Origin of the sequence: Bradyrhizobium sp. in8p8, assembly GCF_000426845.1 — a bacterium.
In the GTDB taxonomy this organism is placed as follows: Bacteria; Pseudomonadota; Alphaproteobacteria; order Rhizobiales; family Xanthobacteraceae; genus Bradyrhizobium; species Bradyrhizobium japonicum_C.
Window position 1 is genome coordinate 389,578 of the sequence record NZ_AUGD01000002.1, and the last position, 24,064, is coordinate 413,641.

Annotated in this window: 34 protein-coding genes; 15 read left to right on the plus strand and 19 right to left on the minus strand. The window is 65.0% G+C overall.

Annotated features, from left to right (window positions below; genetic code table 11):
* Positions 1 to 32: 32 nt before the first annotated feature.
* From K408_RS0107115 to K408_RS0107130, 4 genes are all read right to left on the minus strand, one after another.
* Complete coding sequence (locus K408_RS0107115) at positions 33 to 326, minus strand: hypothetical protein (RefSeq protein WP_245269066.1); 294 nt, start codon at positions 324 to 326, stop codon at positions 33 to 35.
* 123 nt (positions 327 to 449) lie between these two features.
* Positions 450 to 1,112, minus strand: coding sequence for a hypothetical protein (locus K408_RS0107120; RefSeq protein WP_024337923.1), 663 nt, complete (start codon positions 1,110 to 1,112; stop codon positions 450 to 452).
* A 103-nt stretch (positions 1,113 to 1,215) separates the two neighbouring features.
* On the minus strand, positions 1,216 to 1,620 hold the full coding sequence (locus tag K408_RS0107125) for a VOC family protein (RefSeq protein ID WP_024337924.1): 405 nt from the start codon (positions 1,618 to 1,620) through the stop codon (positions 1,216 to 1,218).
* A gap of 279 nt (positions 1,621 to 1,899) precedes the next feature.
* Positions 1,900 to 2,259: a c-type cytochrome gene (locus K408_RS0107130; protein ID WP_028145821.1), complete on the minus strand. Its 360-nt coding sequence runs from the start codon at positions 2,257 to 2,259 to the stop codon at positions 1,900 to 1,902.
* A 198-nt stretch (positions 2,260 to 2,457) separates the two neighbouring features.
* Here K408_RS0107130 and K408_RS42655 point away from each other — a divergent pair, with 198 nt between their 5' ends.
* Both K408_RS42655 and K408_RS0107145 read left to right on the plus strand, forming a co-directional pair.
* Positions 2,458 to 2,631: a hypothetical protein gene (locus K408_RS42655; protein ID WP_196232353.1), complete on the plus strand. Its 174-nt coding sequence runs from the start codon at positions 2,458 to 2,460 to the stop codon at positions 2,629 to 2,631.
* 111 nt (positions 2,632 to 2,742) lie between these two features.
* Positions 2,743 to 3,093, plus strand: a complete 351-nt coding sequence (locus K408_RS0107145; protein ID WP_024337926.1) for a zinc ribbon domain-containing protein YjdM — start codon at positions 2,743 to 2,745, stop codon at positions 3,091 to 3,093.
* Between the two features lie 7 nt (positions 3,094 to 3,100).
* Here K408_RS0107145 and K408_RS0107150 read toward each other — a convergent pair whose 3' ends face one another.
* The 4 genes from K408_RS0107150 to K408_RS0107165 form a co-directional block, all read right to left on the minus strand.
* Positions 3,101 to 4,021, minus strand: a complete 921-nt coding sequence (locus tag K408_RS0107150; protein WP_024337927.1) for a DMT family transporter — start codon at positions 4,019 to 4,021, stop codon at positions 3,101 to 3,103.
* 172 nt (positions 4,022 to 4,193) lie between these two features.
* Positions 4,194 to 4,448, minus strand: coding sequence for a hypothetical protein (locus tag K408_RS0107155; protein ID WP_024337928.1), 255 nt, complete (start codon positions 4,446 to 4,448; stop codon positions 4,194 to 4,196).
* Positions 4,449 to 4,597: 149 nt separating this feature from the next.
* Positions 4,598 to 4,801 (minus strand): hypothetical protein, encoded by a 204-nt coding sequence (locus K408_RS0107160; protein ID WP_024337929.1) that lies wholly within the window; start codon positions 4,799 to 4,801, stop codon positions 4,598 to 4,600.
* A gap of 85 nt (positions 4,802 to 4,886) precedes the next feature.
* The gene (locus tag K408_RS0107165; RefSeq protein WP_080654853.1) at positions 4,887 to 5,057 is read right to left on the minus strand and encodes a Flp family type IVb pilin; all 171 of its coding nucleotides are present in this window, start codon (positions 5,055 to 5,057) and stop codon (positions 4,887 to 4,889) included.
* Between the two features lie 345 nt (positions 5,058 to 5,402).
* Here K408_RS0107165 and K408_RS0107170 point away from each other — a divergent pair, with 345 nt between their 5' ends.
* A complete protein-coding gene (locus K408_RS0107170; protein WP_024337931.1) occupies positions 5,403 to 6,701 on the plus strand; it encodes a M15 family metallopeptidase domain-containing protein in 1,299 nt (432 codons plus the stop codon).
* 5 nt (positions 6,702 to 6,706) lie between these two features.
* On the opposite strand, the gene pdxY is transcribed toward K408_RS0107170, so the two are convergent.
* Positions 6,707 to 7,519, minus strand: a complete 813-nt coding sequence (gene pdxY, locus K408_RS0107175; protein WP_024337932.1) for a pyridoxal kinase — start codon at positions 7,517 to 7,519, stop codon at positions 6,707 to 6,709.
* 127 nt (positions 7,520 to 7,646) lie between these two features.
* Here pdxY and K408_RS0107180 point away from each other — a divergent pair, with 127 nt between their 5' ends.
* The gene (locus tag K408_RS0107180) at positions 7,647 to 7,991 is read left to right on the plus strand and encodes a DMT family transporter (RefSeq protein WP_024337933.1); all 345 of its coding nucleotides are present in this window, start codon (positions 7,647 to 7,649) and stop codon (positions 7,989 to 7,991) included.
* Between the two features lie 70 nt (positions 7,992 to 8,061).
* Here K408_RS0107180 and K408_RS0107185 read toward each other — a convergent pair whose 3' ends face one another.
* From K408_RS0107185 to K408_RS37710, 3 genes are all read right to left on the minus strand, one after another.
* Entirely contained in the window at positions 8,062 to 8,268 is a 207-nt protein-coding gene (locus K408_RS0107185; RefSeq protein ID WP_024337934.1) for a hypothetical protein, read from the minus strand.
* Between the two features lie 222 nt (positions 8,269 to 8,490).
* Positions 8,491 to 8,769 (minus strand): hypothetical protein, encoded by a 279-nt coding sequence (locus K408_RS0107190; RefSeq protein ID WP_024337935.1) that lies wholly within the window; start codon positions 8,767 to 8,769, stop codon positions 8,491 to 8,493.
* 142 nt (positions 8,770 to 8,911) lie between these two features.
* Positions 8,912 to 10,897, minus strand: coding sequence for an FAD-binding monooxygenase (locus tag K408_RS37710; RefSeq protein ID WP_024337936.1), 1,986 nt, complete (start codon positions 10,895 to 10,897; stop codon positions 8,912 to 8,914).
* Between the two features lie 101 nt (positions 10,898 to 10,998).
* On the opposite strand from K408_RS37710, the gene K408_RS0107200 reads away from it, so the two are divergent.
* Positions 10,999 to 11,463 (plus strand): MarR family winged helix-turn-helix transcriptional regulator, encoded by a 465-nt coding sequence (locus K408_RS0107200; RefSeq protein ID WP_024337937.1) that lies wholly within the window; start codon positions 10,999 to 11,001, stop codon positions 11,461 to 11,463.
* A 118-nt stretch (positions 11,464 to 11,581) separates the two neighbouring features.
* Positions 11,582 to 12,013 (plus strand): COG4315 family predicted lipoprotein, encoded by a 432-nt coding sequence (locus K408_RS0107205; protein ID WP_024337938.1) that lies wholly within the window; start codon positions 11,582 to 11,584, stop codon positions 12,011 to 12,013.
* 43 nt (positions 12,014 to 12,056) lie between these two features.
* On the opposite strand, the gene K408_RS0107210 is transcribed toward K408_RS0107205, so the two are convergent.
* Positions 12,057 to 12,653, minus strand: coding sequence for a L,D-transpeptidase (locus tag K408_RS0107210; RefSeq protein WP_051160651.1), 597 nt, complete (start codon positions 12,651 to 12,653; stop codon positions 12,057 to 12,059).
* Positions 12,654 to 13,014: 361 nt separating this feature from the next.
* Between K408_RS0107210 and K408_RS0107215 the strand changes: the two genes are divergently transcribed.
* A complete protein-coding gene (locus K408_RS0107215) occupies positions 13,015 to 14,019 on the plus strand; it encodes a hypothetical protein (RefSeq protein ID WP_024337940.1) in 1,005 nt (334 codons plus the stop codon).
* 364 nt (positions 14,020 to 14,383) lie between these two features.
* Positions 14,384 to 14,614, plus strand: coding sequence for a DUF6894 family protein (locus K408_RS0107220; RefSeq protein ID WP_024337941.1), 231 nt, complete (start codon positions 14,384 to 14,386; stop codon positions 14,612 to 14,614).
* Here K408_RS0107220 and K408_RS0107225 read toward each other — a convergent pair whose 3' ends face one another.
* The gene (locus K408_RS0107225; protein WP_024337942.1) at positions 14,615 to 15,400 is read right to left on the minus strand and encodes an SDR family NAD(P)-dependent oxidoreductase; all 786 of its coding nucleotides are present in this window, start codon (positions 15,398 to 15,400) and stop codon (positions 14,615 to 14,617) included. It abuts the gene before it with no gap.
* A gap of 126 nt (positions 15,401 to 15,526) precedes the next feature.
* Here K408_RS0107225 and K408_RS0107230 point away from each other — a divergent pair, with 126 nt between their 5' ends.
* Both K408_RS0107230 and K408_RS0107235 read left to right on the plus strand, forming a co-directional pair.
* Positions 15,527 to 15,919 (plus strand): hypothetical protein, encoded by a 393-nt coding sequence (locus tag K408_RS0107230; protein WP_024337943.1) that lies wholly within the window; start codon positions 15,527 to 15,529, stop codon positions 15,917 to 15,919.
* Between the two features lie 110 nt (positions 15,920 to 16,029).
* A complete protein-coding gene (locus K408_RS0107235; protein WP_024337944.1) occupies positions 16,030 to 16,278 on the plus strand; it encodes a hypothetical protein in 249 nt (82 codons plus the stop codon).
* A 19-nt stretch (positions 16,279 to 16,297) separates the two neighbouring features.
* Here the strand turns inward: K408_RS0107235 and K408_RS0107240 are convergent, their stop codons facing one another.
* The 4 genes from K408_RS0107240 to minC all read right to left on the minus strand — a co-directional run bounded on the left by K408_RS0107240 (position 16,298) and on the right by minC (position 18,474).
* Entirely contained in the window at positions 16,298 to 16,483 is a 186-nt protein-coding gene (locus K408_RS0107240; protein ID WP_024337945.1) for a hypothetical protein, read from the minus strand.
* A gap of 179 nt (positions 16,484 to 16,662) precedes the next feature.
* Positions 16,663 to 16,944 carry a cell division topological specificity factor MinE gene (minE, locus tag K408_RS0107245; protein ID WP_024337946.1) on the minus strand — a complete coding sequence of 94 codons (282 nt, stop codon included), beginning with the start codon at positions 16,942 to 16,944 and terminating at the stop codon, positions 16,663 to 16,665.
* The gene (gene minD / locus K408_RS0107250) at positions 16,941 to 17,756 is read right to left on the minus strand and encodes a septum site-determining protein MinD (RefSeq protein WP_024337947.1); all 816 of its coding nucleotides are present in this window, start codon (positions 17,754 to 17,756) and stop codon (positions 16,941 to 16,943) included. The genes minE and minD overlap by 4 nt, the downstream gene beginning before the upstream one ends.
* A 19-nt stretch (positions 17,757 to 17,775) precedes the next feature.
* Positions 17,776 to 18,474 carry a septum site-determining protein MinC gene (gene minC / locus K408_RS0107255; protein WP_024337948.1) on the minus strand — a complete coding sequence of 233 codons (699 nt, stop codon included), beginning with the start codon at positions 18,472 to 18,474 and terminating at the stop codon, positions 17,776 to 17,778.
* Positions 18,475 to 18,738: 264 nt separating this feature from the next.
* Between minC and panB the strand changes: the two genes are divergently transcribed.
* The gene (gene panB, locus K408_RS0107260; protein ID WP_024337949.1) at positions 18,739 to 19,560 is read left to right on the plus strand and encodes a 3-methyl-2-oxobutanoate hydroxymethyltransferase; all 822 of its coding nucleotides are present in this window, start codon (positions 18,739 to 18,741) and stop codon (positions 19,558 to 19,560) included.
* Between the two features lie 23 nt (positions 19,561 to 19,583).
* Here panB and K408_RS0107265 read toward each other — a convergent pair whose 3' ends face one another.
* Positions 19,584 to 20,600 (minus strand): ABC transporter substrate-binding protein, encoded by a 1,017-nt coding sequence (locus tag K408_RS0107265; RefSeq protein ID WP_024337950.1) that lies wholly within the window; start codon positions 20,598 to 20,600, stop codon positions 19,584 to 19,586.
* A gap of 100 nt (positions 20,601 to 20,700) precedes the next feature.
* Here K408_RS0107265 and K408_RS0107270 point away from each other — a divergent pair, with 100 nt between their 5' ends.
* The 4 genes from K408_RS0107270 to K408_RS0107285 all read left to right on the plus strand — a co-directional run bounded on the left by K408_RS0107270 (position 20,701) and on the right by K408_RS0107285 (position 24,061).
* Positions 20,701 to 21,348, plus strand: a complete 648-nt coding sequence (locus K408_RS0107270; RefSeq protein ID WP_024337951.1) for a TetR/AcrR family transcriptional regulator — start codon at positions 20,701 to 20,703, stop codon at positions 21,346 to 21,348.
* A gap of 82 nt (positions 21,349 to 21,430) precedes the next feature.
* Positions 21,431 to 22,201 carry an ABC transporter permease gene (locus K408_RS0107275; protein ID WP_024337952.1) on the plus strand — a complete coding sequence of 257 codons (771 nt, stop codon included), beginning with the start codon at positions 21,431 to 21,433 and terminating at the stop codon, positions 22,199 to 22,201.
* A gap of 14 nt (positions 22,202 to 22,215) precedes the next feature.
* Positions 22,216 to 23,253 (plus strand): NAD-dependent epimerase/dehydratase family protein, encoded by a 1,038-nt coding sequence (locus K408_RS0107280; protein ID WP_024337953.1) that lies wholly within the window; start codon positions 22,216 to 22,218, stop codon positions 23,251 to 23,253.
* A complete protein-coding gene (locus K408_RS0107285; RefSeq protein WP_024337954.1) occupies positions 23,240 to 24,061 on the plus strand; it encodes a GNAT family N-acetyltransferase in 822 nt (273 codons plus the stop codon). The genes K408_RS0107280 and K408_RS0107285 overlap by 14 nt, the downstream gene beginning before the upstream one ends.
* Positions 24,062 to 24,064: the final 3 nt, after the last annotated feature.

Below are 24,064 nucleotides of genomic sequence, written 5' to 3' on the forward strand. Positions count from 1 at the left end.
AAGCCGCAATCGTATTTTCGCGCAGCTGCGTCTTACTCGCCCCTCCCCCCGTTCAACCGCGCCAGCGCCGCCGGCACCTGATCGCGATCCGCGACCAGCACATATTCCTGCCGCGCCAGGCTGGCGCCGCTCGCGAGCACGATCGACTTTTTCGGGCACAGGCCGAAGCATCCGGTCATGACCAGCTTGGCCGGCTTGATGCCGTCGCGCTTGTTCGCCTTCAGTTCGGACTTCAGCGCGCGCCTGACGTCGCGGCCCTCGTCGCTGCGCTTGAGGCACTTGGCGCACACCAGGACCGGCGCCGCGCGGCGCGAGCGCACGATCATCGGGCCTGCAGGTTTCGGGGATTTTTCGGGCATTCCAGACCTATAGGAGACTCGATCTCATATGGGGATGGAACCGCGATCCCGCCGCTGGGCGATGTGATGACGTGATGGGCGCGCCCGCCGCTATTGGTGCGCGCGGCGCACCGCCTGCTCCAGCTTGAGCCTCTGCTTGTCCCAGCGCTCCTGCTCGGCTTCGGCACGCGCGTCGAGCGCGGCGCGCTCGGCTTCGATCGCCTCCGCCTTGGCGTCGTGCTCGCGCCTTGCCTTGTCGAGCGCCGCCTCGGCGGCGGCAACCGCCTTGTCGCGGCGGGCGCGCGCCCTGGCGCGGGCGGCCTCTTCCTTGCGGCGCTCGGCCTCGCGCCGCCGCTCTTCCTTCTCGAACGCCGCGGCGGCCTTGCGCGCCGCCGCATCGTCCTCCTCGCGGGATGCCTTCTTCGCGGTCTTCGCTGGCTTCTTCGCCGGCTTCTTTGCCGGATTCTTGGCCTTGCGGCCGGGCCTGGCCTCGTTCTCGACGAGATCGGTCGGCAGCTCCGCGCTCTCCGTGAAGCGGCCGTCCGAGCCGACGGGCCGCCTGAGCACGACACCCGGCTTCGCCATGGTCGCCGCGACGATGTCGGGGTCGTCGGTCTCCCTGGCGACGCCCTGATGGAACAGGTTGGAGCTGGCGCCCCAGGCCTCGAGCGCCGCCTTCATCGAGGGCGCCGCGATCGCCTGATCGTAGAAGCCGAGCGAGGTCTGGTAGGTCTTCAGTTTTCTTTTCGGCTTGCTTTTCGCTTGCTTTGCCATGCCGCCCCGATCTTGGCTACGTAGCCCGGATGGAGCGTAGCGCAATCCGGGGTCTTGTGTCCGCGGGCCAAGCGTCCCGGATCACGCTTGCGCTTCATCCCGGCTACGAGCTTCCAAGCAGCGCGTCGTACCCCTTCTCGCTGAACGCCAGCAGGCAGAAGCCGTGGCCGAACGGATCGGCCAGCATCGCGATCCGCCCATAGGGCGCATCGCGCGCCGGCGCCTCCAGGATCGCACCCGCGCCGACCGCACGCGCGACGGCGGCATCGACATCGTCGACGACTACGTCGATATGCATCGGCGTCCAGTGCCGCTCGTAGCGGCGGCGGTCGCCGCCGGCCCCCGGCGTGCCGGCCTGCTTGGTCAAAAGATAGACCGGCGCCGGCCAGCCGTTGAGCTCGACGAAATCGGTGCCGAAGCGGCGTCCGACGGTGAGGCCGAAGGCCTCGGTGTAGAAGGTCGTGGCTTTGCCGACGTCGGGGACGTCGATGTTGAGGAGAAAGCTCATGTCAGACTCGTCGCAAGTTGCGGAGCGACCGTAGCCCGGATGGAACGCAAGCGTAAATCCGGGGTGATGCCGCACGTCATATCCGGGATTTCGCACCCCGGACGACGCGCAAAGCGGCTCGCCACCGCTCGAGCGCCAGCATGCCATCATGCCCCTGTTTTGCCCGACGCCGCAACTATTTTTCGGTATCACCGAAGTCGACGGGAACCCCGAGCGATTTCATGGGGACCTCTACTGTGCATGGGGTTGTTTTCGCGAAAGCGAGTCCGGGCCCGTCTCTCAACGGCTCCTCAGGCTCAGGATGTAGGCCGACAGCGCATCGGCCTGCTCCGGCGAGATCACGATGTTCGGCATGTTCTGGTGGCTCGTGCGCCAGAACACCTTCAGCGACAGCGCGGTGGTGCCCCGGCGATCGGCGATGGCCTGGAAGCTCGGCGCCTCGTCGAAGAAGTCGGTCATGTGCGGCTCGATGGCATGACAGGACTGGCACCACGCCTGCGCCAGGCGATGGCCCTCCGCGGCCATGCGCGATGCGGGCCTCGGCGCGCCGGCGGCGGTGTGGACCACGCTGAAGAGGAACAGCACCGACAACACGATCAGGACGATGATGCCGATGGAGATTCGAACACTGTGCGACATCGCCAAACCTCGCGATTGATTCATCGGGCCAGCGTAGGTCGGCACCGCCCGGTCAGGTTGATCTGCGTCAAGAGCGCGGTCGCGCAATGCCGTTGATGCAGCTCAACGCGCGCAGGCGCTGCCGCATCGATCATGCCGCTCGCCAGGATCGCGTTCACCGCATAGGCTCGCGCTCATTCGAGGTCAGGAGGCATCACCATGAACGAGAACCGCTATTACGGCGTGCGGGTCGAGGGCGCGAAATACGGCGTGGGGTTCGGCTCGGCGCTCGCCATCGCGATCTCCTACACCAACAACCATTCGATCCTGTGGGCGATCATCCACGGCATCCTGGGCTGGTTCTACGTGATCTTCGTCGCGCTGTTTCGGTGACATCGCACCGGCAGGTCGGGCCCGCCGCGCGCGGTTCGCAGCTTTTCCTTGCTTTCCCGGTTCCCGCCTCTACGGTCGCGCCGCGCACGAACCCGCGAGACGAGACCAGAGATGCCCGACACGATGAAATGCCCCGCCTGCAACTCCGAGCACGCCTACCAGGATCGCGATCTCTGGGTCTGCCCGGAATGCGGTCATGAATGGAGCGGCGCGGCGGACGCGCTTGCAGACACGGCGCAGGATGCCGGCGTGCGCGATGCCAACGGCAATGCGCTCGCGGACGGCGACAGCGTCATCGTGATCAAGGATCTCAAGATCAAGGGCTCGTCATCCGTGGTCAAGGGCGGCACCAAGGTGCGCAACATCCGCCTGCAGGATGCCAGCGACGGTCACAACATCGCGTGCAAGATCGACGGCATCGGCGCGATGAACCTGAAATCGGAGTTCGTGAGGAAGACGTAAGCTCGCGCTAGCTTTGCCGCTGCGCCAGGTAGAATCCGCACAGCACCGTCACGAGGCCCGCCGTCTGCAGCATCGTCGGCGGCTCGCCGAGCAGCAGCCAGCCGGTGAGCAGCGTCAGCGCCGGCACGCAGGCCGGAAACACCGCGGCGCGGGCAACGCCGAGACGCTGGACCGAGACGGCGTAGAGATAGAGCGCGGCGGGGCCGGCAAGCACGCCCTGCGCCAGCGCCTGGATGGCGTTCTCGGTCAGACCGATGGCCGCAACATGGGCGAGGCCGACGGTCGCGATGTAGACCGGCACCAGCAGCAGCGACAGCACGTTGATCACCAGCGCAGCCGGGACGGCCGAGACGCGCCAGCGGCGCAACATCGCGCCGAAGCCTGCGAACATGAGTCCGGCGAGCACGAAGATCAGATCGCCCTGAACGCCCTCGGCGCCGATGTGGCCGATCGATTCCGCGCCGATCACGCCGAGGCCGCCGACGATGACGAGCGCGCCGGCCAGACGCGAGGCGGAGATCCGCTCCTTCAGCACGAGCGCCGCCAGCAGCAGGCCGCCCAGCGTCGCGCAGGAGGGCTGGATCACGCTGCCGTGGCCGAGCGGCACGAACAGGAAGCCGGCGTAGGAGATCAGCGACATCACGGGACCGCCGAGCACCATCAGCACGAGGCCCCTGCTCCAGCCGATCCCGCAGAGATCGGAGACGCCGGCGCGCAACACGAGCGGCACGAACGCGATCCCCGACCAGACATAGCGATGCACCAGGAGATCGACCGGCGTGAAGCCGACCTTGAGCCCGTGCCGCGTGGCGGCAAAGCCGAACGCCCAGAACAGCGCCGCCGCAAGCCCGCAGACCACGCCGAGCAGCGCCGGCGCTGCATCGTTCTTCTGAGTGAGAGCGTCGGCACCGCTCGTCCGCTGATCCATGGATCAAGCGATATGTCGGCGCGCCGGGCCGCTCAACCCACGCAGTTGCAGGGCTGGCACGCAGGCGTCGCCGAATGCGGCGAAACTCCGCGATGGCCGCACGCACAAATGCGCATGCGGCGCCTTGATTGTCGACGGCGCGAGGCGAGCCGCGCCTCAGGCGAGCTCCGCCTTAGCGGGCTGCGCCCGTGGTGACGTCCGCGGTCTTGACCTTGCGGGGGCTGAGCACCTTGGCCTGGTGGACCGAGGCCACCGTGGCGGGCGCCTCAACCTGCTGCTCGACATGCGCCGCACCGAGCACGCGCACCTGCAGCGGGGAAACCGGGAAACCGCCAGCCTCATAGGTCGGCAGCTCGGCAGCGACGGCAGCGGTGCCACCCGCGATCGTGAGGACAGCAGCGGCGATCGACAAAGTCTTCTTGTTCATTGGTGATGCTCCAGAGGTGAGAACTCGGAGCATATTTAGGTCCGCTTTGCTGCATTGCGACATGCTTTGTTGCAACGCAACATTCCCTTCAATGCATGGCGGTATGCTTGATGCTTACGCCGGTATGGAGAATCGCGGCGACGTTCGCCTCAACCACCAAGGACGTTGCCCCATCCGTCGAACACGTAGCTCCTCCAAGCAACGGTTCCGTCTGCGCCAGGCCGGCTGGCTCGGCGGTAGTCGTCGGCCTGATCGGCGGTCCAAGTAATGATCGTGTCGGAAAGACGATCGTGCAGGATGGCGGGCTCGTTGGGATCGAAGGCGTCCATGGGACGAAGCGAGGGATGCGTCATGGCGCCTCCAACGCACCAGCCGCTGCAAAGTTGCGGCAGAGACATCAAGCAAAACACCGGGCCAGAGGCCGAAGATGCAGGCGCCTCATTTCAATGCGGTTGCCAGCGATTGCAGCTTTGCCACGAGATTGATGCCGAGAGCATGAATGACCTCGATGATTGCGAGTGCGATTCCGGCTGCGATAAGTCCATACTCGATCGCGGTGGCGCCGGATTCATCGGCGGCGAACTCGGCCAATATGCATTTCAATTTCACGGGCAACGATTCTCCCAATTCTACTCGAAACTGGCGGCCGCGTAGAAATGCACGACCACAATCCAAGATTGTGTAAACGCAATTGCTGCAAGTTGACAGCAATCCAGCATTTGCCGGTTTTTGGCGGCGGCCCGCAGCTCGGGCTTGCATGGAACCCGCGTTGCACCTCGGCAACACCCGCCTCGAAAAGCCGGTCCTCGTCGGTTTGCGCCATTGCGCCGCCACACGATCCCCCGAACAATCGGCGGGCTGCGTGCCTTTCCGTGCAAGACTGTTTTCGTCAAGCGTCTGCATCATGACTGTTCGGACCAGATGGCTCGGACAGAACCGTTTGGAGGCAGGATCATGAACGATCGACGGTCTCTTCTGGTTGCGGTGTCGTGTCCCTCCGCCGTTCTCGCCGGCTGGCTGGCGTTGTCTTTTTCTGCCTATGCGCCGGCCCTCATCGAGAACAGCGGAGCGAATGTGGCGGTCGTCTCACCGGCGAAGGATATCAGCCGCCTTGACCTCGCCGACGTACCGCGCGCTGCGACCATCGAGGACGGCGTCGCCTTGACCGCCGAAATCGCCGCCGCCATCACTGCGACCCCTGCCCCGGCGACGACACCGCAGGAGACGGCCGAGGCGCCCGCCGCCGCCGTCAAGCTCGCTTCGGCCGACCCGCTGCTGATCCTGCCGACAGATGCGGCGCCCGTAGCGCAGATCTCGCCCGAACCGGAAGCCATCGTCTCCGAAGCTGCACCCGCGCCAGAACCCGTCAAGCTCGCGTCCGCCGATCCCACCGAGATCGTGACGACGGACGCATTGTCGCCTGCGGCGATCGCGAGCGGCCCCGTCCCGCCCGCGAGCAAGGCATCTCCACCGGCCGACACCGTCGCCGTGCTCGACGAATGCTTCGTCATGGAAGCCTGCGTCGACCGCTATCTCTGGACGCTTTATCAGCGCACCGCCAAGGAGGACACGATGAAGGTCCAGGAGCGGCGCGCCGTCACCATCAAGCGCAAGGGCAAGACCGTCACGGTGATGCGCAGCTCCACCAAGCTGGTCGATCAGGACTTCACCTGGAAGGATCCGAAGGCAGCCGAGCGCGCCGGCATGTCGATGATGGACTACGTCATCGGCGGCATGGACAAGAGTTTCAAGCTGAAGCTGTTTCGCATGATGCTCGCGGCCGAAGCCGCCGGCCTGTCGCCGGGCATCACCAGCGCATTCCGCGACGACTATCGCCAGTCCATCGCGAGCGGCCTCAAGGCCGCCTCCGACCGGTCCTATCACGGCGGCAGCGCGCGCGGCGGTTATGGTCACGGCATGGCGGCCGACATCGTCAGCACCCAGGGCAATAACCGCGCGCAGCGCTGGGTCTCGACCGAGATCCTGTGGAAGTGGGTCGATGCCAACGGCAAGGCGTACGGCATCGGCCGGCCTTACCTCGGCCGCGATCCGCCACATGTCGGCCCGATCGATGGCAAGGAATATATCTCGCGTCGCGGCACGGCGGACCGCAAGGAAGCAGCCAACGTCAAGCCGAAGAAGACGCACACCGCGGCCCACGCAAAGCCCCCCAAGGCCCAGGCGGCGCGAGAGCAGAAGGGTCCGGCAAAGCCGCAGAAGTCGGCTCAATCGGGCGTCAAGCCCGCAACCTGAAGCCGTTACGGCTTGCGGCCCGGCAGCGGCACGAGGCGCATTTCGGCTGTGCCGGCCTCCTGCGTGCGCACCAGCACTGCAAAGATCGTCTCCACTGCGAGCTGCACCGCCACCTCCGTCGTCTCGCCCTTGGCCAGTTGCGCGGCGATCAGACCGCTGAGGAGATCGCCGGTGCCATAGGGCCGGATCGGCAGACGCGGCGTCGCAAAGCGCGACAGATCGCCATCGGCACAGAGGATCGTCTCCAACCGCCCTTCCGCCGTATCCGCGAGCGTGCAGCCGGTCGCAACGACATCGATGGGGCCACTTCGCGCGAGCGCCGCACAGGCCGCGCGCAGGTCCTGCGCATCGGCAATCGCAAGGCCCGCAAGCAGCCCGAGCTCGAACTGGTTTGGCGTCGTCAGCTTCGCCGCCGGCAGCAGCCGGTGCCGGACCACGTCCAGAATGCCGTCGGCGACATAGACGCGGCCGTCATCGCCGATCACGGGGTCGCAGAGATAGACCAGCTTCGCATTCCGCATGAGCGCGCGCTCGACGAAATCGGCAATCACGTTGGCATTGCCGGGCGAGCCCAGATAGCCGGTGACGAGTACCGCGGCCTCCTCGACCAGGCCGCGCTCCTCGACGCCCTTCAGGAGGTCGGCGACGAGCTCGGTCTCCAGCACCCGCCCGCGCAGGGTCGGATAGCGCGGATGGTTCGACAGCAGCGTCGTCGGTACCGCGGCAACGTTCACGCCTTCCGCCTGGATGGCATAGGCAGCCGCGCTATTGCCGACATGGCCGTGGACCACCTGGCTCTGAATGGAGATGACGAGCATGACAGAGGTCCGTAGGGCCAATCAGGCCAAGACGCAAGCAAGCACAGCCTTTTGTCGCGGACTCGTCATTCCGGCGTGATACACCCTGCCACACGCCCCACATTGTCATCCCGGACACAGCCTCCGCATGACCTCCGCCTTCAACGCCTATGCGGCACTCGCTCTCGCCATCGTGTTCGAGGTCACCGCGTCGGCGTTCCTGCAGCAATCCGCGCAGTTCACCCGTCCCTGGCCAACGCTGGCAATGGTGCTGTTCTACGTCGCCTCGTTCTACGCGTTGTCGGTGGCGATTCGCGTCATCCCGCTGAGCATCGCCTATGCGATCTGGGGCGGGGTCGGCATCATCTTGACCGCCACCGTCTCCTTCGTGCTGTTCCGCCAGATGCTGGATGCCGCGGCCTTCGTCGGCATCGCGCTGATCGTGTCGGGGGTCGTGGTGATCAACCTATTCTCGGAGACGGCGATGCATTGATGCCCGCCGCTTAGGTGGCGCGGGCAATTGACGCCAAAGCCCTCCGACCGTCGTCCCCTCGCCCGTCTTTTCACGCCGCCGACAGCTGATCGAATTCGGGCGGCGCGTAGGCCTTGCCGTCCTGATCGGTGATGACGACCCGCCACCCCTCGCTCGCCCACACTTTCGCCTTCGCCACGATGAGCAGCCGGCTCTCGCGGTCGAAACTGTACTTCTCGTTGTCGCGTTCTGCGACCATTTTGTAGGCCAACTCGCATCCCCTTGCGTCGCCCTGCACCCCGCCTCCTCGTGGCAGCGGGCTTTGGCGGCAATTCGCCGGGAGCGTGGCAATTTGGTGCCATCCGCAGCAGTATGGCCAGTCCCGTCTCTTGCTGGAACGGAGTCGATCCTGCTGCGTCGAATCGGCGCCAAAGCATGATCCGGACAAGCGCGGGTCGGTCTTCCGCAGAGGCCATGCGTAAACAACCTAGAGCGCGACGACGATCCAGGATGCCATCGCTTAGTGGACGCGGATGATGTGGGGGCGGCCGAGATTGATCAGGCCCTGCACCGCCGAGAGGCGGTCGTCGAGGGCTGCAATGGTGAGCAACAGATTGTTGCGGCGCTCGTCGAGAAAGCCCATCTCGGGGCTGGAAAGCTTCGTGCTCATTCGTTCCTTCTGGATCCCTTCAAGCGACTTGCGCAGTCCCGCGATCAGGCTGGTCAGCTGCCTGACCTCCTTGGTCATCGACCGCTTCGCGACATTATGGCGGCGCGTCTCCGCCTGGCTCTGTCTCATCGCATCCTCCCGTGCCCCGCTGCCCCGAGTGGATGCGTACATCCTTGGGTACACATCTTACGATCGATGAAATCTGCCGGCGAAGAACTTTCTTAAATTGTACGCGCAGGGAACCCGAATCCCCACGTAGCCGGCCGGCGCATCATGGGACACTGAGCGAAGTCCAATTATCGTCCGCTGTTTCATAGGCGCGACGGTCGAGGTGCCTGAGGCAACAGTTGGCCATCAGCATGAAGCGGTCGAAGTACGACGCAAGCCCGGCATAATCATCGAGCGGGAGCACATTCGCGACATACTGGTCTGGCCGCACCACGACCATGCAGCCGACCTTCCGGTCAATGCCGCGCATTGCGAAGACATCGTGACCGCCCTTGAGATCCGGACAGAACATCTTCTCGTAGTCGATCAGACCGTAGCGGCCCTTGCGCGGAAGCAGCAGCGGCGGCATCGCCGCGACGGCAAGCTCGCGATGATCTTGCTGGAAGACGGCGCGCAGGTCGATGACGCTGTCGATGTCCGTGCCAAGGGGCGTATATCGCCTCACCGGCGATTCCCCTGCTTCGGTGAGGAAGTCGCACAGCGCGCGGATGGCCGAGCCGGCGGCTGCAGGATCTTCCGCCGGCGAGAACGCATAGATGCGGAAGCGGCCGTCGGCTTGCGCGGCATGGCCGAGATGTACCGGTTTGGCGTCTGCCAGCCGGATCACCGGCGCGGAATGGAAGCGCTTGCCGACGATGAGGCCTTGCGCGAGGTGCTGATGCGAAGCCGCACCGGTCAGGATCGATGGCCTGTAGTGCGTTGCCGTGCCCGCGGTGTAGCGCCCGTGCCTGACGAAATAGTCCTGCGTTTTGGTCGCGTCGACGCCGCCGGCCCTGGCTGCGGAGGCGAGGATTCCCGCCCATTCGCGATCGAAATCGATCAGCTCCTTCGCAACCGCCTGGCGCTCGGCGGAGTAGGAATGCAACAGACTCGGCGCACACTGCTTGCGCAGGACCGCGGCAAGCTTCCAGCCGAGATTGAAGGCATCCTGCATCGAGACATTCATCCCCTGCCCCGCCTTCGGGCTGTGAGTGTGGCAGGCATCACCGGCGATGAAGATGCGCGGCAGACGCGTATCGACCGCGCTCTCCGGCACGTCGTCAAACTTGTCGGTGAGGCGCTGGCCGATCTCATAGACTGACCACCAGGCGATCTCCTTCACCTCCAGCGTATGCGGCTTCAGGATCCGCTGTGCTTTTGCAATCACGTCGGCGGCGGAGATGTTGCGGCTCGCAACACGCTCGCCGACGTCGAGTTTTGCGAGCTCGACATAGATGCGGACCATGTAGCCGCCTTCACGTGGAATGATCAGCAGGCTGCCGTCCTTGGCCGACTGGATCAGCGACTTGAAGCGGATGTCCGGGAAGTCCGTGACCGCCAGCACGTCCATCACGCCCCAGGCGTGATTGGCGGAATCCCCATGCAGCTCGCGCCCGATCGCCTTGCGCACCGTGCTGCGTGCGCCGTCGCAGCCGACGACGTAGCGTGCCCTGATCGTCTCGACCTTGCCCTCGTTCGCGGGATCGACGCGCTCGAGCCGCACGGTCACGGCATGATGGGCAGCCGGATCGACCTGGAGGTCAAGCACGCGCCGGCTGTAATACGGCTCGAGCTTTGCCGGAGACTTGCGCATGACGTCGAGAAAGCAATCATGGATGCGCGCCTGGTTGAGAATGACATGCGGGAACTCCGAGAGCCCGTCCTCGACGTCCTGCACCCGGCCGCTGCGGGTGATCTTCTCCGGCGTCCGCTCGTCCGGCTTCCAGAACGTCGTTTCATTGACCCAATATGCTTCCTTCAGCACACGCTCGCTGAAGCCATAGGCGTGGAACATCTCCATGGTGCGGCAGGCGATGCCGTCGGCCTGACCGACCAGCAAGCGGTCCGGCTTCTGCTCGACGATGCAGGTCTTGATATCGGGAAATTGCGCAAGCTGGGCGGCGAGCGTCAGGCCGGCAGGCCCGCAGCCGACGATGAGAACATCGACCTCGTCAGGCACAGCGCCCGCTGCACCCGAGGATCGAACGCGTTCGGCGGGATCGGTGATCTCAGGGTCGCCGGGCTGAAATCCATTGAGATGGAATTGCATGCGCTCCTCTCCGACAACGCTCGTTTTGATATTGCTCAGTATGCTGACTATCAGTATACTTGTCAACGACGCCTCATTCGCCGCGACGTCCGGAGAATTCGGTGAAAGACAACAACGACATGCCCGGGCATTTGGCGCGCCGCTTCCAGCAGATCGCGGTGGCGGTCTTCCTGGCCGAGGTCGAGGACGCCGGCTTCGACCTGACGCCGGTGCAATACGCTGCGCTCGCCACCATCAAGGCCAATCCGGGGCTCGACCAGGTGACGCTCGCCGGATTGATCGCATACGATCGCACCACCATCACCGGCGTGATCGATCGCCTCGTTCAGAAGGGCCTCGCGGAGCGTCGCCCCTCCAGCCGCGACCGCCGCGCCCGCGAGCTTGAGATCACCGGCGAAGGACGGCGCACGCTGCGCAAGATCACACCGGCGGTCGAATCTGCCCAGCGCATCATGCTGCGCGGCCTCAGCGCGAAGGAAGGCGAGGAGCTGATGCGGTTGCTGCGTAAGGCCATTGCCGCGGGCAATGAACTCAGCCGCGCCCCGCTGCGCGACGCGCAGGTCTGATCCCGGGCCAAGTGCGTAATTGTCGCAGCGCACGAAACCAGGAACTAACCTTCAGCTGCTAACGTCGACCCCATTGGGCGCTTAACGCGCAATTAACTTTGCGGGGCGGAGTTTGGGAATGTTCAGGTTCCTGGTTGGGGCTGCAGCCATCGCGCTCTCGATCGGTCAGGCGTTCGCAGGTGGCCATGGCGGCGGCGACCCTCCTCCGCCGAAAGCCGAGCCGGCGGTTGCGCCGGCGAAGGTCATCCTGACCAAGCAGGGCGCCAAGCTCGTCGATCTCAACGGCATGACGCTCTACTATTACGAGCGCGACACGACCGGAAAATCATCGAGCTGCAACGGCAAGTGCACGGAAAGCTGGGTGCCACTGGCGGCGACGGCCGACGCCAAGGCCGTCGGCGATTTCACCGTGATCAACCGTGACGACGGGAGCAAGATGTGGGCGTATCGCTATCGTCCGCTCTACACCTCGCCCGCCGACAAAGCGCCCGGTGACGCCAACGGCAATGCCACGACGCTGCAATGGCGCATTGCGCGGCCGGAGAACTAGAGCCAAGTACGGCCGGCGGAACCAAGCTAACCGCAGGCGGCCGTCAGCCGCGCCAGCGCGTGCCCCTCTCGGCTTGCGCGTTCTGTCCCGGCGGCAGCACCACGACCATCGAGTTGAGCTTCACCCGATCATAGAGATCGATGATGTCCTCGTTGCGCATCCGGATGCAGCCAGACGAGATCGCCTGCCCGATATATTCCGGCTGGTTCGTGCCGTGGATGCGGTAGAGCGTGTCCTTGTTGCCGACATAGAGGTAGATGCCCCGGGCCCCCAACGGATTGGCGGGACCGCCAGGAACGCGCGGCGGATACGGGCCGAGGCGCGCCTGGATGTCGGCTGTCGGAACCCAGTCCGGCCATTCCGCCAGCCGGCCGACACGCGCAACGCCTGAGAACGCCATGGCTTCCTCGCCGACCGCGACGCCGTAGCGCATGGCCTTGCCGTCGGGCAGCACGAAATAGAGGTAGCGCGCGTCGGTATCGACCAGGATCGTGCCCGGCTGCTCCTTGCGGTGGTAATCCACGATGTGACGCAGATATTGCTCAGGCACGTTGACCTTCGCATACGGCGCGTGCGCGAGCAATTGCCGGTCGCGCGGCGTCATGCTTGCGTCCGTCGATGGCGAAAGCGTCGTCTGCATGCAACCGCCGAGCGGCAGCAAGGCAATCGCAAATAAAACGAACAAAGATCTTGGCACCGCCGGCCCCCCAACTGCGGACAGCAACGCCCCCGCCTCCCCACATACCGTCAAAATCGTGCTGAAAACAAGGCGGCTCGGAACACGTGCGCGTGTCCGGCGAGATGGGTTCCATCACCACAAAGGGCGGAGAAGCGTCCCACCATCTCCTTCCCCTCGCCTTGCTTTGGTCAAACGCGGCTGGACTCGTGGGGGCTGGGGATGAGCGACCTCGCCGATCGGCGCCGCGCCAATGAGAACGACCTGGGCCTCACACGCCGGGCTTCAAACTGGGTTTCCACCACTGGGCTTCAAAGGAGCTGCGATGCTCGCGACGCTGAACGCCAAGCAAATCGTCGATGAGATCGTGAAGGACACGGTCAAGGACAACGATCCGCACGACGCGGTTCAGATCTCTCCCGAAATCGTGCTGGCCTCACGGCCGGTCAACGTATCGCCGGCGCTGGCGACGGAGATCGCCCCCCGTCCGGAGCCGAAGTTTGCTCCGGAGCCAAAGTTCGTTCCGGAGCCGCCGCGTGCTCCTGAGCCCACCATCAACGTGGTGTACGGAAAAGCCGCTGCGGCACCGCCGGTCGACACGGCCATCCGCGTCACGACCAGTGATGGACTTGTCACGCGGAAGCGATCCGCCGCCGGCAAGTGGCTGCGCGGTGCATTCGTCGCATTTTTGTTCGCGGGCGGCAGCGTGGCTGCCTCGATAGCCTGGGAGCAACACGGCGACACCGCAAAGCAAATACTCGCCGAATGGAAGCCGGTGCTTGCGTCGTTGATGCCTTCGACGTCGCAGACGATGCCGGTTGCCGCCGTGCAAGCCGACGATGGGCCGGCACAAGCTGCAGTGGAACAATCGGTCGTTCCATCAGCCTCGCCGCTTCCAACGCAAGCTGGCGTTCCACCGGCTGCAGCGCAGCCCGACCCGGCGCCACTGGTGCAGTCGATGTCGAACGACCTTGCGGCGATGGCGCAGCAGATCGATCAGCTCAAAGCCAACATCGCCGAGTTGAAGGCCGGACAGGAGCAGATGGCGCGCGAGATGGCGAAGCCTGCCGCGCAAGGGCCAGCGGCTGCTGAAACGAAGCCGGTCGATTCGCGCGCACGTGCTGCTGCGTCGCCTCCGCAGCCTTCAGCGCAGCGGGTTCGCAAGCCGAAGCCGCCGGTGACCCGGACCTATTCGCCCACGCCGCTCGCACCTCCACCGCCGCCGTCGCAAGCTTCCGCGGCGCCGCCGCCGGCTGCGGCGGTTGCAACGACTCAAGCCGTAGCCGATGACGATGGACCTATCGTGCGTCCACCGATGCCGCTGCGCTAACATGGTTCGGGCGACGTACCACGTCGCAGCTTGCCCACGTGTCGGAGTGGATGTGATCGATTGAGACCGGGCAATTACGGTAAGCGATATTTCGCTCAAGAGAAAAGGCCGTCGGGATCTATGCCGCCGGCCTTCTCTTGCAGCTGCCGGTTCCCGGAGCCCGGTTCTGCTGCAATTCCATGCCTCATGATCGCGCCGGCATATTTAATAAATTCTTAACGAGCCCACGCGCTGCACATCATTTCTGCGCCATAAGCACAGAGATTGCGCGGCCTGTTCATTCGATAGATATCGACTCAGTGGTACATTCCGGCATGGGTTGAGACTTGCACTGAAGCTGACATCCTCACACCGGGGAATTCGGATGCCCTACTACTATTTCGATCTTGTGGTTGGTGGTGAGTTCAGGAACCAGGGTGGAATCATCCTCGAAGACATCGAGGTTGCCTCCGATCGCGCCGACCAATTGGCTTGCGAGCTGTCGCAAGTGAAGCCGGAGCTGCAGCAGAAGGGTTGCGCGGTGCGCGTCACCGATCGCGATCACAACGAGCTCTATCGCACGCCGCTCGATCCCGTGCCAGCCTGGCAGCGCTAGCTAGATATCGAGCACCGGCGGCTCGAACCAGTTCGTCAGCGACAATCCGCCGTCGACGACGAAGGCTGCGCCGGTGACGTAGCCGGACAGCTTGTTCGACAACACGGTGAGCGCCATCGGTGCGAGGTCATCGGTCGCACCAAGACGCCCCAGCGGAACGTGCCGCGCCAGCGCGGGATCGGCCACGAAGCCGCCGGCTGCGATCGCGCCAGGCACCAATGCGTTGACGCGGATGTTGTAGCGCCCGAGCGTCTTCGCGAGCTCCTTCACCAGCATCGCCATTGCCGCCTTCGCCGTCGAATAGTGCGCCAGGTTGCGCGGCGTGCCCGCATGCAGCGAGGTGAGAAACAGGAACGAGCCCGGTTGCTTCGCCGCGATCAGCCGTTTTCCGAGTTCGCGCGCCAGGTGAAAGCCGGCATCGAGATTGACGGCGTGCATCTCCTGCCATGTCTTGCGATCGACCGCGAGCAAGTGATCGGATTCGCGCCGTGGCGGTGAGGCGCTGTGGACCAAATGCGTGACCTCGCCGAGCGCCGCGTGGGCGGCAACCAGCAGCTCATCGCAGGCCTCGAGCCTGCCGAGATCGCCGACCCAGGGCACAGCCAGACCGGGGCGCTCGCACGCGGCGATCGCGGCACGTACGCGCTCCGCGCTGACATCGGCGAACACGGTGCGGACGCCCTCGCCGACGAGGGCCTGCGCGATCGCACGGCCGATGCCATTGCCCGCTCCGGTGACGAGCGCGGTGTCGCGTTCGGGGTCGAAAGGCGTGCTGAACAGGCTCATGTCGCGCTCCGAGACTGGGGAGTTCCAGATTAGCCCACCACCCGGACGAACGACAATCGCGCCGTGCACCATTGCCGAGCAGCGCGACCGGCGCTAGCCTCTCAAGAAAATGGAGGAGGTTCCAGGATGCGCACCGGTTTTCTGATTGCGGGTCTGTTGCTGCTGGCTGCGCCGGCCGTCGCGGGCGACGCACCGCCACGCTCGACTTATGTGACCATGGTCTTGCAGGCCTTCGCTGCCAAGGTCGAGTGCCCCAACACGGATCTCGTCTACCAGGACCTCGTGCAGAGAGCGCAGCAGATGCAGCTGCCCGACGGCACCACCGAGCGGGTGCGCAAGGCGATCGCCTGGATGCACACCGGCGGCAAGATGGGCGAGAAGCAGGACGACGATCTCATGGTCGAGGTCGCGGTCGCGACCCAGGCCACCGATCTGGACCAGCGCCGGCTCGGCATGTCCGGCTGGTGTGAGGCCCAGAAGACCAATCTGGCCGGCCTGATCCGCAGCAAGGGCGGCTAGCAAGCCGGTCGTGGACGTTAAGCACGCCGCGGCAGCCCGGTTGATCTGGCTAAAAATCGTCACAATTTTTCACAGCATGCGGCTTCCTCGAACACGAACAGGAGGTACTGATGCGGAGTATCCATTTCGTTTTCGCCGGCGCTATTGCGGCTGCTGCGCTGCTGACTGCGCCCGCACTGGCGAGGAATTCCGACGCCCAGAGGGGCGAGGAAAAATCCACCTCGTCGTCCTGCAGTGCCTATCAGCAGGCGCCGGACGGCTCCTGGGAGCAGCTCCCTTGCAAGGAGGCAGGCGAGCGCGGGCAGCCGCAGACCCAGCATCGTTCGTCATCGCGAGGTGCCGATCGCGGGGAGCGTTGAAGACGCTCGCGCTCGGATATCAGCCCTGATGCGGGCCACGCATGATCTTCATGGCGTCCGCAATGTGACGCCACTCCCTGGCCTCCTCGGCATCGCCACGGCCCTCGCAGGCCTGGGCCTGCTCGGCCGCCTTCGCAATCGCAGCAAAGCCGTGCTGTTCGAGCATTTGCCTGGCAATGGTATGGACCTGGACCTCGGACATCATGGGCGCTCTCCCGCTTGAGGGAACTGCGGTGCAGCGCGTCGCTGCCGCCGCGGGTCGCTCATAACGATTGGGCCTGGAGCTCGTTCCGTCAGATCGTAGCGAGCCACACCATAATGGCGGCCCGCCATGCCCGGCGGACCGCGTTTCTCCCCCAAGAGGCCAGAGTCTTCGGCCGGGCCCTACGCGACCGCCGCGCGCTTGCGCTCGAAATCGTTGGGCACCTCGATATCGACCTCCAGGGTCGAGACCTCGTCGCCGCGCTCGAGCCGCACGATGACCTTGGTCGGGTCCAGCGTCACGTGCTTGGACACGACGGCGAGAATTTCCTCACGCAGCACACCGAGCAGATCGGGCTGGCCGCGCATTCCGCGCTCATGGGCAAGCAGGATCTGCAAACGTTCGCGCGCGACCGGTGCAGTGGCCTTGTTGCCGCGGAGAAGCCGGAGCAAACCCATGCTCATGCAGCCCTCCGTCGCAGCAGGCGGTCCATGAAACCCTTGCGCTCGGCCGGCACCTGCATGGCGATCGTTTCGCCGCACAGCCGCCGCGCCGCGTCGATATAGGCGCGAGCCGGTGCGCCGTCCGCATTCGACAGCGTGACGGGCGTGCCGACGTTGGAGGCGCGCAGCACGTCCTGGCTCTCGGGGATGATGCCGAGCAGGGGCGTAGCGAGGATCTCGAGGATGTCGTCGATGGTCAGCATCTCGCCGCGCGCGGCGCGGGCGGGATCGTAGCGGGTGATGAGGATGTGCTTCTCGACCCGCTCGCCCTTCTCGGCCCGCATGGTCTTGGAATCGAGCATGCCGATGATGCGGTCAGAATCGCGCACCGAGGAGACTTCCGGATTGGTGACGATCACGGCCTCGTCGGCGAAGCGCATCGCCATGGAAGCGCCGCGCTCGATGCCGGCCGGGCTGTCGCAGATCACCCAGTCGAAACGGCTGCGCAGGTCGGCAATGACCTTGCCGACGCCCTCTTCCGTCAGCGCGTCCTTGTCGCGTGTTTGCGAGGCCGGCAGCAGCCAGAGATTCTCCAGCCGCTTGTCCTTGATCAGTGCCTGCGGGAGCTTGGCAACGCCTTGTACCACGTTGATGAGGTCGAACACGACGCGGCGCTCGGCGCCCATGACGAGATCGAGGTTGCGCAAACCGACGTCGAAATCGACGACGACGACCTTGTCGCCGCGCTGTGCGAGCGCCGCTCCCAGCGCGGCCGTGGTGGTGGTCTTGCCGACCCCACCCTTGCCTGATGTCACGACCAGTACCTTGGCCATCTCAATTATCTCCTTCTGGTCAGTTCAGCGCAGTAATTCGCATGGTGTTGCCCTGCAGGAAGGCCTGGGCCGGCCGGCCGCGCAAGGCCTCGTCGATGTCGTCGGCTGTCTGGTAAAACCCATCGATTGCAAGCAGTTCGGCTTCGATCTTCTGACAATAGATGCGCGCGCTGGTGTGACCGTTCACGCCCGCCATGGCGCGGCCGCGCAGCGCGCCGTAAACGTGGATGGAGCCGCCGGCGACGACCTCGGCGCCGGACCCGACCGAGCCCAGAATGGTGACGTCGCCGTCCGGGAAGATCACGGTCTGGCCAGAGCGTACGGGGTGTTCCAGCAGCAATGAAGTCGGCTTGACCTCGACCTTCGCGTCGGCCTTCTTCGGCGCGCTCGGTTCCACCACGCAGCTGCGTCCGCCGGACAGCAGCGGCGGCATCATGGGAGTCAGCCTTCCCTCCTCCACGCCCTCGATGCCGAGCACGCGGATGTTGCGGTCCTGAAGACTTGTGAGCAGATGGCCGATGCCAGCCTGGCTTAGCTCCACCGAGGACAGATCGATCACCACGGGCCGTCCGGCGAAGAATCCCGGCGAGCGCGCAATGGTGGCGTCGATCTCATGCAGCCAGTCCTGCACCGGAACCGTCGGCGTGAAAACAAAGGCCACATAGGAGCGCCCGCGCAGGCGCACCATTTGGCGTTGAGGTTTGACTGCAGCCTCCATGGCGGCCGACTCGTTCCCTGTTATTGAATGGTTAACGATGCGGCCGACATGGTTAACGGTCAGTTAATTTCCCCAGGGCGTCACGTGGGAACGTGAACCAGCGACGGCTGCCGTGTCCGGGTCGCGCTGCGAGCAGTCACGGCAAGCGGAGCATGCCCTACGTCCTTCGGATGTCATGCCATCCATGTGGTTGCAGGCCCGCTTGCCGGATTGACACCGTGGTACCAACTGGTTTCGATGCGCGTCCCGCAGACGGAGCCCATCATGTCAATTCAGTCGTCCATCAGACGCAAGACCGCGCCGGACATCCGCGCCCGCAAGCACGGCGAGCCGGTCGTCATGCTGACCTCCTATCATGCGCACACGGCAGCGCTGGTGGATCAGCATTGCGACGTCATTCTGGTGGGCGATTCCCTTGGTAACGTCATGCACGGCTTCGAGACGACCGTGCCGGTCACGCTCGACATGATGATCCTTCAGGGCGCGGCGGTGATGCGAGGATCGAAGCGAGCGCTGGTCGTCGTCGATATGCCGTTCGGATCCTATGAAGCCTCCAAGGAGCAGGCATTCAATTCCGCGGTACGGATCATGAAGGAAACCCAATGCGGCGCGGTGAAGCTTGAAGGCGGTGTCCGCATGGCGGAGACCATTGCATTCCTGTCCGGGCGCGGCATTCCGGTGATGGGTCATATCGGCCTGACGCCGCAATCCATCAACACGCTGGGTTCGTTTCGCGCCCAGGGACGCAGCGAGATCGACTGGGGGCCGATCGAGGACGATGCAAAGGCGGTCGCCGATGCGGGTGCGTTCTCAGTCGTTGTTGAGGCCGTGGCCGAGCCGTTGGCGCGCAAGATCACGGAAGCGATCGCGATCCCCACCATCGGGATCGGCGCGAGCGCAGCCTGCGACGGCCAGGTACTCGTGCTGGAGGACATGCTCGGGCTTTCGCCACGAACGCCCAAATTCGTTCGCCGCTACGGCGACCTCGGTCCGGCCATTGAAGCGGCGATCGAACGCTATGCCGCCGACGTGCGGTCGCGCGCCTTTCCCGGACCGGAGCACGTCTACGACATGAAGAAGGGCTGACGCAGCGAGCGGTCAAGCGCCGCTCACTTCTTCACCTTGCTCGCATCCATTTTGATGCTCGGATCCAGCATCTTGGTCGTGAACGCCGTCGTCACGTCGAACGGCTTCTCCATGCCGAGATAGGTCTGCACCAGCTCGTAATCCTTCTTCATCCGCTCACCGTCGATCCAGCCGAGCCCCTTGGTCGTCGTGAACTCGTCCGTCATCAGGAACTTGATGCGCTCCCACTGGCGCTCCTGGTTCGCCTTGTCCAGGCCCGAGACCTGGTCCAACAGCGCCTTCAGGCATGGGTTGACGTCGGCGACGCACGCCGCGAACGCCTTCTGCGTGACCCGCACGAAGTCCTCGACGACCTTCGGATTCTTCTGCAAGTAGGCGCCGTTGACGATCAGCGAATTGCCGTACGGGTTGAGCCCGATGTCCTTCCAGTTGAGGTAGCCGAGGTCCTGGCCGAACTCGATCACCTTCAGATCGTGCTCGTTGTAGAAGTCGCTGATGATGTCGACGGTGTGGCTCTTCAGCGCCGCGATCTTCGCGGTCGGCCCGACATTGACGAAGCCGACGGAGTCGGGCGCAAGGCCGGCGGCCTTGGCGAAGGCCGGCCACATCACGCGCGAGGCATCGCCGGGCGGATTGCCGATCTTGTGGCCGGCGAAATCCTTGACGCCATTCACGCCGTAGCTCTTCAGCCAGTAGAAGGTCTGGCCGGTATTGGCATAGACGCTCATCACCGCAACGGTGTCGGCGCCCTTGCTCTTGGCCACCAGCATGGTGGCGAGGTCGGCGACGCCGAACGGCGAGCCGCCGGAGCCGACCTTCGCGGCGGAGACGCCGGAGCCCTTGCCGGTCTCGATGGTGAGATCGATGCCCGCCTTCTCGTACCAGCCCTGCGCCTTGGCGTAATAATACGGCGAGTGGTCGGCCGTCGGCGTCCAGTTCAGGATCAGATTGACGGCCTCTCCCGCCTGGGCGGGCACCGCCGACACGCCGAGCCCCAAGGCCAACACCAGGGCCGAGCCCGCCGCCTGCAAACGCTTCATCGCATCTCTCCTCATTGCCGCGACCCGGCTTGTCGCTCTCCCCATGTGACGATACCAATGCAACAAGCCCGCCCTCCACTTGTCAACTGTTTGGTTGGAAATGCCCGCAAAACGATCCGGCGACACCGCGCCGCAGCGCCGCGACCCCGTCGCCACCCGCAAGAAGCTCCTGACCGCGGCGCGCCAGGAATTCGCCCGGCACGGCCTTGCGGGCGCCCGCGTCGACGAGATCGCCGAGCGCGCCGGCGTCAACAAGCAGCTCGTCTATCATTACTTCGGAGACAAGGACGCGCTCTACCTCGCCGTGCTCGAATGGGTCTACGAAGATATCCGCGAGCAGGAGCGCAGGCTCAATCTCGAAGGCCTGCCGCCGGAGAAGGCGATCCGCAAGCTGATCGAGGCTTCGTTCGACCATCTCGCGGCGAACCCCGATTTCATCGTGCTTCTGAACGACGAGAACCGCGGCGGCGCCCGACATGTCCGCGGCTCGACCCGCCTCGAAGCAATGCACTCACCGCTCGTCAGAAGCGTCTCGCACATCCTCAATGAGGGGGTGCGCGCGGGCGTGTTCCGCAAGGGGATCGATCCGGTCCAGCTCTATATCTCCATTGCCGGCCTCAGCTATTTCTTCTTCTCGAACACACCGACGCTGTCGGCGATCTTCGGCAAGGACCTGTCGAGCCGCACCGCACGCCGCGCCCGCCGGCGCCACGTCGCCGATCTGGTGCTGCACTCGCTTCGGCCATAATCAACCAACTGGTTGAAACTTGTCCCGAGGCCGGCTAGGCTGACATCGTGGCGGCGAGGCCACGGACAACAGGGAGCAGAACGTGGCAGCCGACCGGGCACGCGCGGCACGCAGCTTTGCGATCGTCCTGATCGTGCACCTTGCCGTGCTCGTGCTCTGGCAAGTCGCGGTCGACGCGTTCCAGGTTCCGAAATTCATCCTGCCCTCGCCGCTCGCTACCGTGCAGACGCTGGGAACCTCGGGCTATGCCTGGGGCGCCAACACGCTGGTGACGGCGATCGAGATCCTCGGCGGCTTCGCGCTGGGCGCCTTCGTCGGCGTGACACTCGCTGTGATCTTCAGCTGGGCGCCGCTGCTGAGCCTCGTGCTGCTGCCGCTGTTCGTGACGCTGAACATGATCCCGAAGGTCGCGCTCGGCCCGCTCTTCATCGTCTGGTTCTCCTACGGCATAGTCCCGAACATCCTGATCGCCTTCAGCATCTGCTTCTTCCCGATCCTGCTCACCACCGCACGAGGATTGCGCGAGGTCGAGCCTGATCTGCTCGATCTCGTCAAATCGCTGCGCGGCTCGCGCTGGACTCTGTTCCGCAAGATCCAGTTGCCGGGATCGCTGCCCTACATCTTCTCCGGCATGAAGGTCGGTGCCATCCTCGCGGTCGCTGGCGCCATCGTCGGCGAGTTCATCGCCTCCGAGCGCGGGCTCGGCTACCTCATGATCCAGGTGCAATCCTCCCTCGATACGCCCGCGATGGTGATGGCGGTCGTGCTGCTGACGCTGCTCGGGGTCGCCCTTTATGGCCTGGTGCTGGCCCTCGAACGCATGTTCGTGGTCGGCGACGCCAGGCAGAACTAGGACTGGAAAGATCCATGCTGCTCACCCGCCAGACGCTGCCGAAGACCATTCCCGATATCGCCGCTCTCGACGAGCTGCTGTGCCGGCCGACGCAGGCGCTGATCGACGACCTCGAGAAGGTCGACGGCGACATCATGATCCTCGGCGTCGCCGGCAAGATGGGGCCGACGCTGGCGGGGCTGGCGAAAGCCGCCACGCCCGACCGCCGCGTGATCGGCGTCGCCCGCTTCAGCGAACCCGGTGTGAAGGACTGGCTGCACGCGCGCGGCGTCGAGACCATCAATTGCGACCTGATGGACGAGCGCTCGATCCATGCCTTACCGAAGGCGCCGAACATCATCTTCATGGCCGGCCGCAAGTTCGGCGCCGAGGGCGATCTGTCGCTGACCTGGGCGATGAACGCGCATGTGCCGGCGCTGGTCGCGCAGGCCTTCCCCTCCTCGCGCATCGTGGCGTTCTCGACCGGCTGCATCTATCCGTTCGTGCCTGTCGACGGCAAAGGCTCGACCGAAGACATGGCGCCGAACCCGCCCGGCGAATACGCCCAGTCCTGCGTCGGCCGCGAGCGCATGTTCGAATATTTCTCGCGCAAGTTCGGAACGCCGGGGCGGCTGTTCCGCCTCAATTACGCGATCGACATGCGCTATGGCGTGCTGCACGACATCGCGACGAAAGTGCTCACGGGTACGCCGATCGACGTCAGCCTCGGCCATGTCAACTTCATCTGGCAGGGCGATGCGTCCTCGCAGGCGTTGCGCTGCCTCGCCCATTGCACCACGCCGACTTCCCCGATCAATGTCAGCGGCCACGAGATCCTGGCGGTGCGCGATCTCGCGCAAAAATTCGGCGCGAGGTTCGGCCGTGCGCCGGTACTGACGGGCAAGGAAGAGCCGACCGCCTGGCTGACCGACACGTCCAGGGCGGTCGAATTGTTTGGTCTGCCCGTCGTCGATACCGAGCAGCTGATCGCCTGGACGGCGGACTGGGTCTCGCGCGCCATGCCGAGCCTCGGCAAGCCCACCAAATACGAGGTGCGCGATGGACGCTACTGACGGCCCGCCGGTCATCAAGCTCGGCGAGCAGGATGAGATCGCCGGGCTGGCGCTCTCGACGGAAGCGCACTGGAACCAGACCGAAGAGGACTGGCGCATCTTCCTGCGCGACGGAGTCGTATTCGGCATCCGCGACGGCGCCCGACTGGTCGCGACCGCGGCGCTGCTGCCCTATTCAGGCAACAACGCCTGGATCAGCATGGTGCTGGTATCGGGCACCCATCGCCGCCGCGGCTTGGCAACGCGTCTCGTCGACGCTTGCATGGAAACGGCGCGCAAGAGCGGCCTGACGAGCTGGCTCGATGCGACGCCTGACGGCGCCAAGGTCTATGGTCCGCTCGGGTTCACGCCGACCCTGCAGTTACGACGACTGAAGCTGGTCAACCCCGCGCCGTCATCCGCGCCGGCGCCATCGGCCGCAACGATCGAGGCGCTTTGTGCCCGCGACCGGCGCGCCGGCGGTTTCGACCGCACCGCCCTGCTGACCGCCTTCGCACAGCGCCCGGGGTCACGCATCGTCGCCGCAAACGGATGCATCGCGCTGGTCCGCGACGGCAGAACCGCGCGCCATATCGGTCCGTTATTCGCCGATCATGCTGCCGATGCGCTGGCCCTTGTTGGCGCGATCGCAGCATCGGAGACCAGCCCGCTCCTGATCGACGCCGTCGCATCGCAAAGCCAGTTCCTGGACGGCCTGACGGCCTCTGGCTGGACCATCGAGCGACCGTTCCAGCGCATGCGGTTCGGCCCCGCCACCAATGCCGCGAAGGAAACGCCATTCGCCGTCGCCGGCCCTGAATTCGGATAGGAC

Excerpts from the sequence above, each read along its gene's own strand:
- K408_RS0107115 (WP_245269066.1), bottom strand. The coding sequence starts at position 326 with ATGATCGTGCGCTCGCGCCGCGCGGCGCCGGTCCTGGTGTGCGCCAAG.
- K408_RS0107120 (WP_024337923.1), bottom strand. The coding sequence starts at position 1,112 with ATGGCAAAGCAAGCGAAAAGCAAGCCGAAAAGAAAACTGAAGACCTAC.
- K408_RS0107125 (WP_024337924.1), bottom strand. The coding sequence starts at position 1,620 with ATGAGCTTTCTCCTCAACATCGACGTCCCCGACGTCGGCAAAGCCACG.
- K408_RS0107130 (WP_028145821.1), bottom strand. The coding sequence starts at position 2,259 with ATGTCGCACAGTGTTCGAATCTCCATCGGCATCATCGTCCTGATCGTG.
- K408_RS42655 (WP_196232353.1), top strand. The coding sequence starts at position 2,458 with ATGAACGAGAACCGCTATTACGGCGTGCGGGTCGAGGGCGCGAAATAC.
- K408_RS0107145 (WP_024337926.1), top strand. The coding sequence starts at position 2,743 with ATGCCCGACACGATGAAATGCCCCGCCTGCAACTCCGAGCACGCCTAC.
- K408_RS0107150 (WP_024337927.1), bottom strand. The coding sequence starts at position 4,021 with ATGGATCAGCGGACGAGCGGTGCCGACGCTCTCACTCAGAAGAACGAT.
- K408_RS0107155 (WP_024337928.1), bottom strand. The coding sequence starts at position 4,448 with ATGAACAAGAAGACTTTGTCGATCGCCGCTGCTGTCCTCACGATCGCG.
- K408_RS0107160 (WP_024337929.1), bottom strand. The coding sequence starts at position 4,801 with ATGACGCATCCCTCGCTTCGTCCCATGGACGCCTTCGATCCCAACGAG.
- K408_RS0107170 (WP_024337931.1), top strand. The coding sequence starts at position 5,403 with ATGAACGATCGACGGTCTCTTCTGGTTGCGGTGTCGTGTCCCTCCGCC.
- pdxY (WP_024337932.1), bottom strand. The coding sequence starts at position 7,519 with ATGCTCGTCATCTCCATTCAGAGCCAGGTGGTCCACGGCCATGTCGGC.
- K408_RS0107180 (WP_024337933.1), top strand. The coding sequence starts at position 7,647 with ATGACCTCCGCCTTCAACGCCTATGCGGCACTCGCTCTCGCCATCGTG.
- K408_RS0107190 (WP_024337935.1), bottom strand. The coding sequence starts at position 8,769 with ATGAGACAGAGCCAGGCGGAGACGCGCCGCCATAATGTCGCGAAGCGG.
- K408_RS37710 (WP_024337936.1), bottom strand. The coding sequence starts at position 10,897 with ATGCAATTCCATCTCAATGGATTTCAGCCCGGCGACCCTGAGATCACC.
- K408_RS0107205 (WP_024337938.1), top strand. The coding sequence starts at position 11,582 with ATGTTCAGGTTCCTGGTTGGGGCTGCAGCCATCGCGCTCTCGATCGGT.
- K408_RS0107210 (WP_051160651.1), bottom strand. The coding sequence starts at position 12,653 with ATGCAGACGACGCTTTCGCCATCGACGGACGCAAGCATGACGCCGCGC.
- K408_RS0107215 (WP_024337940.1), top strand. The coding sequence starts at position 13,015 with ATGCTCGCGACGCTGAACGCCAAGCAAATCGTCGATGAGATCGTGAAG.
- K408_RS0107220 (WP_024337941.1), top strand. The coding sequence starts at position 14,384 with ATGCCCTACTACTATTTCGATCTTGTGGTTGGTGGTGAGTTCAGGAAC.
- K408_RS0107225 (WP_024337942.1), bottom strand. The coding sequence starts at position 15,400 with ATGAGCCTGTTCAGCACGCCTTTCGACCCCGAACGCGACACCGCGCTC.
- K408_RS0107230 (WP_024337943.1), top strand. The coding sequence starts at position 15,527 with ATGCGCACCGGTTTTCTGATTGCGGGTCTGTTGCTGCTGGCTGCGCCG.
- K408_RS0107235 (WP_024337944.1), top strand. The coding sequence starts at position 16,030 with ATGCGGAGTATCCATTTCGTTTTCGCCGGCGCTATTGCGGCTGCTGCG.
- K408_RS0107240 (WP_024337945.1), bottom strand. The coding sequence starts at position 16,483 with ATGATGTCCGAGGTCCAGGTCCATACCATTGCCAGGCAAATGCTCGAA.
- minE (WP_024337946.1), bottom strand. The coding sequence starts at position 16,944 with ATGAGCATGGGTTTGCTCCGGCTTCTCCGCGGCAACAAGGCCACTGCA.
- minD (WP_024337947.1), bottom strand. The coding sequence starts at position 17,756 with ATGGCCAAGGTACTGGTCGTGACATCAGGCAAGGGTGGGGTCGGCAAG.
- minC (WP_024337948.1), bottom strand. The coding sequence starts at position 18,474 with ATGGAGGCTGCAGTCAAACCTCAACGCCAAATGGTGCGCCTGCGCGGG.
- panB (WP_024337949.1), top strand. The coding sequence starts at position 18,739 with ATGTCAATTCAGTCGTCCATCAGACGCAAGACCGCGCCGGACATCCGC.
- K408_RS0107265 (WP_024337950.1), bottom strand. The coding sequence starts at position 20,600 with ATGAAGCGTTTGCAGGCGGCGGGCTCGGCCCTGGTGTTGGCCTTGGGG.
- K408_RS0107270 (WP_024337951.1), top strand. The coding sequence starts at position 20,701 with ATGCCCGCAAAACGATCCGGCGACACCGCGCCGCAGCGCCGCGACCCC.
- K408_RS0107280 (WP_024337953.1), top strand. The coding sequence starts at position 22,216 with ATGCTGCTCACCCGCCAGACGCTGCCGAAGACCATTCCCGATATCGCC.
- K408_RS0107285 (WP_024337954.1), top strand. The coding sequence starts at position 23,240 with ATGGACGCTACTGACGGCCCGCCGGTCATCAAGCTCGGCGAGCAGGAT.